At 31.7% G+C, this 10,551-nt stretch carries 5 protein-coding genes; 1 reads left to right on the top strand and 4 read right to left on the bottom strand.

Annotated features, from left to right (window positions below):
* The 4 genes from asnB to OC535_RS14490 all read right to left on the bottom strand — a co-directional run.
* The coding region (gene asnB / locus OC535_RS14505) for an asparagine synthase (glutamine-hydrolyzing) (protein WP_498824156.1) at positions 1-1,955 on the bottom strand (1,955 nt) is incomplete at its 3' end.
* 169 nt (positions 1,956-2,124) lie between these two features.
* Positions 2,125-3,036, bottom strand: coding sequence for an SPFH domain-containing protein (locus OC535_RS14500; RefSeq protein ID WP_024721066.1), 912 nt, complete (start codon positions 3,034-3,036; stop codon positions 2,125-2,127).
* A gap of 13 nt (positions 3,037-3,049) precedes the next feature.
* The gene (locus tag OC535_RS14495; protein WP_227053107.1) at positions 3,050-3,475 is read right to left on the bottom strand and encodes an NfeD family protein; all 426 of its coding nucleotides are present in this window, start codon (positions 3,473-3,475) and stop codon (positions 3,050-3,052) included.
* A gap of 19 nt (positions 3,476-3,494) precedes the next feature.
* On the bottom strand, positions 3,495-3,860 hold the full coding sequence (locus tag OC535_RS14490; RefSeq protein ID WP_227053108.1) for a hypothetical protein: 366 nt from the start codon (positions 3,858-3,860) through the stop codon (positions 3,495-3,497).
* A gap of 467 nt (positions 3,861-4,327) precedes the next feature.
* Here OC535_RS14490 and OC535_RS14485 point away from each other — a divergent pair, with 467 nt between their 5' ends.
* On the top strand, positions 4,328-10,294 hold the full coding sequence (locus OC535_RS14485) for a discoidin domain-containing protein (RefSeq protein ID WP_498824155.1): 5,967 nt from the start codon (positions 4,328-4,330) through the stop codon (positions 10,292-10,294).
* Positions 10,295-10,551 lie beyond the last annotated feature (257 nt).

The following is a 10,551-nucleotide window of genomic DNA, read 5'->3' as shown; positions in this document are numbered from 1 at the left end:
CGGGGGAGTTGGAAAAGGCTCGAGGGAACGTAGGGAGAGTTGGGAGCGGGGGGAACCAGCAGCGCCGGAACGTGGCGGTGGGGCTGGGGGGGGGGGAAAGAAGAAGAAGGCAGACGAGAGAAGGAAGAGGAGAGTGGGCGCGGAGATGGGGATAAGAGACAGATTTTTCCCCATAAATAAATTTGATAAAAATATGCCAGTAATTGAGGACCAGTCATTAATTGACCAAACCATGGGTATTTAAAAGATTTACCACCAGAATTGATTAAATCGATTAATTTTTTATAATCAAACAATTTAAGTAAGATATTGTCTTTATCTTTTAACGACTCTTTTAATAAATTTACAATTAAATCACGATAAAATGGAGAATGAGTTTTAGGATAAGGATTCTTTTTACGATCATAAATATCATTTGGTAAAAAATCTTTGAAAGCATCACGTAGCAAACCTTTTTCAATGTTATTATGATACATATAGTGCCATGGAACATTATATAGATAAGAAACAATATCTTTGTTTGCAAATGGGACTCTAAGTTCAATGGAACTACGCATTGTTTGACTATCTGAACGTGTTAATAATGTTTGCATAAACCATTCCATATTCAAATAAATCATTTTTCTTTTATTTTCATCTTCAAAAGTATTATCGTGATAATCTATTTCATTTAAAGTTTGATGATATTTATCTAAAACATAGTCTTTAATATTTAAAGCTTTTATTTCATCAGAGAAAAGTTCCATCCGTTTATCTAGTTCACGCATCCAAGGAAAACCTTCAATGCTTGTTAGCTCTTCACGATAAAACCAAGGATAGCCACCAAATATTTCGTCAGCACATTCACCTGAAAGAACAACTTTATGATGTCGAGAAATTTCTTTTGAAAAGAGTAAAAAACTCGAATCAATATCAGCCATTCCTGGAGCATCACGAGCAATTAATGATTCTTTTAAAGCCATGACTAATTGTTTTTGCGATAAAGTTACAGTTGTATGATTAGTATGATAAAGCAAACGCATTTCATCAATATAATGATCATCTCTTGTAGTTTGATATTCATAGGGCTGAAAATATTTTTCTTGATCTTGATAATCAACACTGTATGTTGATAATTTAGAAATGTACTGGCTAGCGACACCAGTAATAATGCTTGAATCTAGACCGCCTGAAAGCATACAAGAAACAGGAACATCGCTTAATAACTGCTGCTGAATACTGTGATTTACAAGACAGCGAATATCATAAACTGTTTCTTCATAATTACGATTATGGTTATAACGTTCTAATGCCCAATAACGATTGATTTCTTTGAAACCGTTATAGACATTCATATAATGGGCTGGACGTAAACTGTAGATATCTTTATAAATTGTTCTTCCAGGAGAAACGCTAGGACCTAATCCCAACAGTTCTTTTATGCCGGTTTTATCGACAACACATTGTTGCAAATACATCAAGATACATTTTATTTCGCTACTAAAAATAAATAGATCATTTTTTTGATAATAAAAAAGTGGTTTTACTCCTAATTGATCTCGTGCAACAAATAATTTTCCTTGATAGGAAATAACGAAAGAAAAGATTCCATTAAATAAATTAAGGCATCGCGTTCCATAAGCTACAAAGCTGGCTACAACAACTTCAGTATCACTCTGACTAGTAAAATGAAAGCCTTCATTGATCAATTGCTCTTTAATTTCATTCATATTATAAATTTCACCATTATAAACAATGGTATATTCAATTTTATTATGAGTATATTTAAAAGGTTGTTTACCACCGTTTATATCAATAATTGATAAACGACAATGTCCTAGTATAACGTGTTTGTCATTGCAAACATTGTAATCATCAGGACCACGATACTTTAATAAAGAAAGCATCTTATTAAAAGTTGGAACCTGATTTGATAAATCAATATTATGATTGTACATACATAAAAAACCACACATCTTAATCACCCCGTATATTATATGAGATGTTTTTTTTAATATGCCATTATTGGAATACAGAATTTAAAAGATATCGAAAGTGTTAAATGCTGTTGATTAGTTAAGTTTGCAAAATAAGTTCGTTTGTTGAGTTAGAAAAATAAAAAGATGATGAGTTTTGACTCATCATCTACTTAACTTTTTTATCACTTACTAGTTCTTTTAATGAAGTAGCAAGACCGGCAACTCCTTGAATTTCACTTGGAATAATAATTTTTGTAGCTGCACCTTTTGATAATTCTTCTAAAGCCTTAAATCCTTGTAAAGTTACATAAGCATTATCAGGATTAGCCTGATTGATATATTCGATACCTTTAGCTTGAGCTTCGTATACTAATCTTAATGCTTCGGCTTCACCTTCAGCTTTAGCAATTGCTGCTTCTTTTTCAGCGGTTGCTCTTAAGATCATAGATTCTTTATCACCTTCAGCATTTAAGATAGCTGCTGTTTTTTTACCTTCAGCTTGTAAAATAGCTTCACGTCTTTCACGTTCTGCTCGCATCTGTTTTTCCATTGCTTCTTGAATATCGCGAGGTGGAATGATGTTTTTGACTTCGACACGATGTACTTTAATTCCCCAAGGGTCAGTTGCTTCATCGAGAATACTACGCATTCTAGAATTAATAATATCTCTTGATGTAAGTGTTTCATCTAATTCAAGATCACCAATAATATTTCTTAATGTTGTTGCAGTCAAATTTTCGATTGCGTTAATTGGACGATCAACACCATAAGTAAATAATCTAGGATCAGTTATTTGATAGTAAACAACTGTGTCGATTTGCATTGTCACATTGTCTTTAGTAATTACTGGTTGGGGTGCAAAATCAACAACCTGTTCTTTTAAAGAAACACGATTAGCTACATGATCAAAAATTGGAATTAAAATATGCAATCCAACATTACAAGTACGATTATATGCACCGATCCTTTCAACTACATACGCTTTTGATTGTGGGACGATTCTAATTGTTGAAGCAATGATAAAAATTGCAATCAAAGCAAGAAAAATCCATAAAATAATAGTAATAATACCATTCATTTTTTTAACCTCTCTATTCCTCTATTTTTTTGACAACTAAGTGAGCTCCTTCAACTGCAAGAATCTCACAATAATCACCTTCATTAATTGTTGTATTGTCAATACTTGATGCTAACCATAGCGTTGACATTACTTTAACTTCACCTTTAGTATCAGCTGTAATTGTTTTAGTTATTAAACCATGTTTACCAATTACTCGATCAAAATTGGTTCTTTCAATATTGCCACGCATATATTTTTTAGCAATCGGTCTAACAACAACTGCAGTGATTATGGCAATAATAATAAATGCTGCAATTTGAATTGACTGATTTATTCCTAATAAACATAGAATCAGAGCAATAATGCCACCAGCAGCAAACCAAACACTAACCAAGTCAACCGTAATTACTTCAATAACGATTGCGGCAATTATAATACCTAACCATATTGGTATCATTTTAATTTTCCCCCCTAATTTAAAGATTTACTAGTAAAATTTGATGAATCACATCAAATCTAGCAACATATTTAAAACATTTATTATTACTTAAATCTAATTTATATTCTTTTGATAGTTCGTTGATAAAATTTTTATTTGATATTCGACCATAACTTTTTCCTATTGAAATACGATGTAGTTGATCTTCGGGATAAATTTCTTCGTTCAATTCCTGTTTGCCAACAGGTTTAATTCCTAAAATATTATTTTTGCGATCTAAACCTAACAAAACATAATTGACATCTTCAAAATGATGACATGCAGCTTTGTTTAAAGTTAGGTTTGTACTATATATAGTAACTATTTTTTTTGCAATATCATTAGTTGACCACTCGAATTCCATCTTTAATCATCCTTTCTGTTTACATTATATTATAAAAATTATTTTTATTCAATAAAATTATTAAAATAATAAAAATATTATTTGATTATTTTAAGATATTTATCAGCTTGGGGATTAATAATATAGTTGTAGAAATTAGTTTTGATTTTCAATAATTGATATTTGCTAAAATTATTTTATTGCAGTTAATATGAATAAAAACACTTAAATATAGTGAAAGTATAAATATTTAGTAAATATATTAAAATTTTGTTATAAATATAAGTAAATAAAAAATATAAATATTTATACTAAATGTGTAAATAATTTAAAATATAAAAATGTTATACTAATGTTGGAAGGAGTGTTGATACGCTATTTAAGAGGAGTTAAGTTGAAATGTAAAAATGGTTTGTTAATTATTTATGATTTATAAGACAATTTAAAGAAGATAATTACCATTAAATTGGGGAAGGTGATTAAAAAGGATGAAAATAAAAAAATTATTCAGTACAGTATTATCTTGTTCCCTAATAGTAAGTGGTCTAACTGCTGGTATTAATACTGTAGAGGCAACTAATGATAGTGTTATCACGCAGATAAGTGATGATGTTGTATCTATTGGGAATGATTACATTTCAAGAGAATTTTCGATTAAAGATGGCACAATTTTAACTAGTTCGATTTTAAATAAACGTATCAATAAAAGTTTAGAACCACAAAAAGGTTCAGAAGATTTTGTTATTAATACTCTTAGTGAAGGAAAAACTGATGAAGATGACAATGAAATAACAAATGATCCTGAATGGGTTTATCCTACTCCTTTATCTAGTGACGGGTGGCAGGCAACATTAAAAAATGCATCTGGAACAGCTTTTCCAGATAATGAGGTAGCTAAGCTATTTGATGATGATTTAAATACTAATATTGATTATTATCAAGTAAGTGGTCATCCTTTTACATTGGATATTGATTTTGGAACAACACAAACAATCACAGGTATGTCAGTAAATAAACGTCCTGGATTCTCAAGTGCTTCATATGGTATCAATGGTACTATGGGTGGCTATGAAGTTTGGGTAAGTGCTGATGGTGATGAGTATACTAAAATAGCAGAAGGGGAGTTTACCGAAGAAGATTATAATCTTCATAAAGTTGGTGACTTATACAATGTTGGCGACATGGTATATGTAAACTTTGATGAAGCTGTAGATACTCAATATGTACGAGTTGTTCAAACTAGTGTTGCACTTGGGACTGCTCAAGAATTTACAAGTGCTGAAATTGATTTCTATGATCAAGAAATCGTAAAGACACAAAAAGTTGTTGAGCCAACTGAAGTGTTAGATCGTAGTAATTGGACAATGACAATAAAAAATGCTAACGGATCTGCTTTTAGTGAAGCAGCAGTAGCTAAAGTAATTGATGGAGACTTAAATACATATCCTGATGAATATACTGTAAGTGGACATCCAATTACTGTTGAAATTGATTTAGGTGAAGAACAAACTGTACGTTCATTATCAATTGACAAGCGTCCAGGATATCATGATGCAGCTTATGGTACTAATGGTACTATGGGTGAATTTGAATTGTATGTTAGTGCTGATGGTGTAAAATGGAATTTAGCAGGTGCTGGTAATTTTACAAGTGAAGCTTATAATTTACATGATGCAGACGGTTTACACAATGTAGGAGATCGTGTCTATGCAAACTTCTATAAACCTTATACAACTAGATATGTACGAGTTGTTCAAACAGGAGTTGCTTTTGGTAGTGCGCAAGAGTTTACAAGTGCAGAATTAAATCTTTATACTGATCAATATTATGGACCAAATTACAATGTTGCAGTTACACCAGTTTCAGAAGATGCAATCGTATCTAGTGATTTAGTATATGCTGGTGCTAATGTTGAAAACATTGAAAATGGTAAAAAATTAACAATTTCATATGAACCATATGAAATTAATGGTGTTACTTATAACATCGATCAAGTAGTAGTACTAACAGCTGGTGATCACTACATGCGTTCATTCTTAGAAATTAGTGTAAGTGATAAGGATAAAGCACAAATCGATTACATCGATACTGATAGATTTGTGTTACCAGAAGATGCAGAAGGTGTTTGGTCACATCCTGATGATAGTCAAATTTCATCAATGTGGATTGGTCAACATGAATTAATGTTAGGACAACCAATTTATGTAAATGGTTTATTTATGGGATCTGAATTCCCAGCAACTGACACTATTGTCAAAGATAATACGACACAAATTCGTTATTATTCAGGTAAAACATTTACACGTTTACAAGAAGATAATCAACTTACAACAGATGGTAAGTTTGTTACTTGGCAGAATGTTGTTGGGGCTGCACAAGGGACAGATACTTCAGTAGTTCAAACAGATTTCTTTGAATATATTGAAGATATTGCAACACCAACAGATTTTAGAAAACAGTATAATTCATGGTATGATAATATGATGAATATTACTGATGAAAGTATTGCTGATTCTTTCTATGGAGCTGAAAAAGGATTAACAGAAAATGGTGTAGAACCATTAGATTCTTATGTAGTTGATGATGGATGGAACAATTATTATGATGGTACATACACAGCAACTCCAGGAAGTTCTCAAGGAACTACACCTAACCAGACAGGATTCTGGGAATTTAACGCTAAGTTCCCTAATGAATTGTATACATCTTCATCTTTATCTAATAAATTACAATCAACATTTGGTTTATGGGTAGGACCTCAAGGTGGATATAATTACTTTGGAACATTTGCTCGATATTTAGAATCTAAAGGAACTGGATATGTACAATCAAATTCTGCATTAGGAAATGTTATTTGTACAGGTTCTCGTAAATATTTGAAGAATTTTGAAGAAATGGCAATCAATTACCAAGATCAATTTGATATTGATTATTGGAAATGGGATGGTTTTGCTTCAAGACCATGTAACAATGCTAGTCATGATCATATGACTGGTGGCGATCAAAATATGTACTTTACTTCTGATATGTGGGAAGCATGGACAGATTTATTTGATAATGTTCGTGAAGCTCGTGCTAAAGAAGGAAAAGGATTATTTATCAATGCTACATGTTATATCAATTTAAGTCCATGGTTATTACAATGGGTAAATACAATTTGGGTACAAGATTCTGGAGATACTGGTCAATTAGGTACTGGTGAAAGACATCAACAAAAGATTTATTATCGTGATCAAGTTTATTATCAATTATATAAACAAAATCAAATTCAATTCCCATTAAAGAATATTTATAACCATGATCCAATTTATGGTGTATCAGATGGAAGTAGTGCAACTACTGAAGTGTTTAGAGAATTCTTATTCGCTAATGCTGTTCGTGGTACAGCTTTCTGGGAATTATATTATTCACCATCTATTATGGATGATGCTAAATGGAAAGTAACTGCTGATGCTCTAGCTTGGGCTGAAGAAAATCATGAAGTATTAAAGAACGCGAAGTTATTTGGAAATCAGCCAAGAAATGGTGTGTATGGATATTCTAGCTGGAATGGAAATGAAGGAATTATTTCATTTACAAATCCAACTGATGAAGAACAAACATATTCTTTACAAATAACAGACGTTGTTGGTGCTAAAACAACTTTAAAAGATGCTAAGGGTGTTCAAGTTTATCCTTATGCTGAAGGAAATATTGAAAATACACTTTCTTATGGTGATACAATTACAGTCACTTTAGCGCCACATCAAACAATCATTCAACAATATGGACATGTTGATAATGATAAACCTGAAATTATTTCTGCTAAAGCAACTGGAAATAATGAAATCACTTTAAAATTCAGTGAAAGAATTCAAGGTGGTACTTATACAGTTGCTGGTAAAGAAGTAACTGCTGAATTAAAAGAAGATTTCAGAACTGTGGTATTAAATACGACAAGTCTTTTAACTAATGTTAATGCAGTTTCTGTATCAGGAGTTAAAGATTTCAATAACAATGAATTATCACAAGATATTAATGTTGCATACTATGAAAATGGTGTTGTAGCAAGTGTGTCTAGTGAAAATGATTTAAAAGATGCTAGTGGAATTGAAGCTTCTTATAACGCTAATCAAGATACTGTTTGGTTAAGTGGTATTGATCAAGCGTATACTGTTGATACTGAAAATAAATTTACTGGAACTACAGATTTTAGTATCAATTTAGGTGTGGAAACAACTGCTACAAATGTTGATTTGGTTAAATTAGGTGATGATGTATCATTATCGATCGATAATGATGGTTATGTGGTATTTAAAGTTAAAGATCTTACTTTAAGTTCTAAAGAAACTGTTACAACAGTTGTTGAAAAAGCACATGGAACATTTGGTACAGATGAATATGTTCCAACATCTACAACTACTACATTAACTGGAAATGTTAATGATGGTAAGCAACATTCTATTAATGCGGTTCGTGAAGTTAATGGAATGCTTAAAATTTATATTGATGGTAAATTGTCAAGCTCATTATATGATGCTGATCATTTAAATGAAGCTGTTCAAGGTGGTAATATTATCGTTGGGGATAATGATTTCACTGGAAAATTAGCACAAGTTACTGTTAAAAATAGTGCAGTTGGATATGATGAAGTACAAGCATTTACTACTGATGTAAATGAAATGATTACGCCATCTCATGAAAACTGGACTGCAACGGCATGTTCAGAAGAAACTGGTTCTACTGGTGATGCTAATGCAATGGCTGCTATTGATGGAAATTTAAATTCATGGTGGCATACTAATTATCATGGTTTAGAAACATGTACAGATAATCACTGGATTGCAGTTGATTTTGGTGGTGCTGAAACATTTGATAAATTCTTATATACTGGACGTGGAGCGTCTTCTAACGGATCAATTAAAGATTATAGATTAGAAATTAAAGATGCTGATGGAAATTATACAGTAATTAAAGAAGGTACTTTCTCAAGTGAAACTAAAGAAAATGTTATCCAACTAGATCAAATGTATACAGCATATGGTATTAGATTGACAGCGTTATCTACTCATAATGGTAATAATTTTGCTGCAGCTGTAGAAATCGATGTTGCTAGAGATGATACAGCAGCAACAGCTGAAAAGATCGCCGAAGTAAAAGCAATGATTCTTGATGATGCTAAATCAATTAATTTAGCTGATTACTCAAAAGTAACTGCTGATCCTTTAGCTTCACTTTTAGCAAAAGTAGAAGTAATGGATTCAGCTTCTGAAAATGCTTTAGAATTATTAACAGCTCAATATAATTCATTAAAAGCAGCTTTAACTAATGTTGCTGAACTTAATAGCGCAATTAGTGAAGCAAATAAAGTTGATGCAGATTTATATACTGCTGAATCTTATCAAGTATTTGCTGATGCGCTTGCAAATGCAAAATTGGTAGCAGTAAATGCTACAACTGCTGAAGAAGTAAGTGCAGCAAAAGATGCTTTAGCTAGTGCAAAAGATGCATTAGTTGAAGTTGAACCAGCGAAAACAAATAAAACAGCATTACAAATAGCTGTAGATACAGCAAATATTTTAAAAGCTCAAGGAGCTTTAGATAATGTTGTACCAGCGGTAGTTGATGAATTTAATGCAGCTTTAGAAGAAGCTCAAACTATTTTAGCTGATACTAATGCTAGTCAAGTAACAATTGATGCATCATTTACACGTTTATCAACAGCAATTCACATGTTAGAATTTGTAAAAGGTGATAAGACTGATCTAGAAGCTTTGATCGATGTAGCTGAAAAATATGAAGAAGGAAATTATACAACTGATTCATGGGCAGCATTTAAAGAAGCTTTAGATGCAGCAAAAGATGTAATGGCTGATGAAAATGCTTTAGAAAGTGATGTTAATGAAGCATTAAATAACTTAACAGAGGCAATCTCAAACTTAGTATTAAGTGCTGATAAATCAAAATTACAAGCATTATATGATATGGTTAATGGCTTAGATAAGAGTCTATATACAGAAGCTAGTGTAGCTGGATTAACAGAACCAATGGCAACTGCTAAAGCTGTATTGGATAATTCAGATGCAACACAAACGGAAGTAGATGCAGCATATGAAGCGTTAATCAGAGCATACTTAGACTTAAGATTAATTCCAAATAAGGATCTATTACAAGACTTAATTAATCGAGCTCAATCATTGAACGTAGCAAATTACAGTGCTGAAACATGGTCAGTGATGATGGAAGCATTGGAAGAAGCTCAAGCAGCTTTAACTAATGGTGATATTGATCAAGCTGGTGTAGATGCAGCCTATAAAAACTTAATGGCTAGTATCAATGGATTAGAAGTAGTTAAATCTGGAGATACAACTGCTGCAATAGATACAGGCGATACAACAAACTTATTATATCCACTTGCAGGACTTGCAATTGCAACTCTAGCGTTCTATGGAAATAGAAAAAGAAGATATAGATAAAAAATAATTTAAAACAAGACTTACGGTGTAGGTCTTGTTTTTTTGTCTAATAGGAATTTCGATTCGTTTAGGTATAAAATAAAAATATCCAACCATAAGGGTACATTTATTGGCTGGATATTTTTATGTGGCGGGAATGTCAAGAAATTTGTGTAAGTAATTTTATTAAATTGTCAAAGAACTATAGAAATGACTTATATCGAGTATATATAGGTCATTTTATTTTTCTAAATATTTTTGGATTCTTGTTGAAAATC

The sequence above is a fragment of the Clostridium sp. Marseille-Q5894 genome, assembly GCF_946902305.1.
GTDB lineage: Bacteria > Bacillota_I > Bacilli_A > Erysipelotrichales > Coprobacillaceae > Thomasclavelia.
This window is presented reverse-complemented; position numbering and strand designations above follow the sequence as displayed.

Excerpts from the sequence above, each read along its gene's own strand:
- OC535_RS14500 (WP_024721066.1), bottom strand. The coding sequence starts at position 3,036 with ATGAATGGTATTATTACTATTATTTTATGGATTTTTCTTGCTTTGATT.
- OC535_RS14495 (WP_227053107.1), bottom strand. The coding sequence starts at position 3,475 with ATGATACCAATATGGTTAGGTATTATAATTGCCGCAATCGTTATTGAA.
- OC535_RS14490 (WP_227053108.1), bottom strand. The coding sequence starts at position 3,860 with ATGGAATTCGAGTGGTCAACTAATGATATTGCAAAAAAAATAGTTACT.
- OC535_RS14485 (WP_498824155.1), top strand. The coding sequence starts at position 4,328 with ATGAAAATAAAAAAATTATTCAGTACAGTATTATCTTGTTCCCTAATA.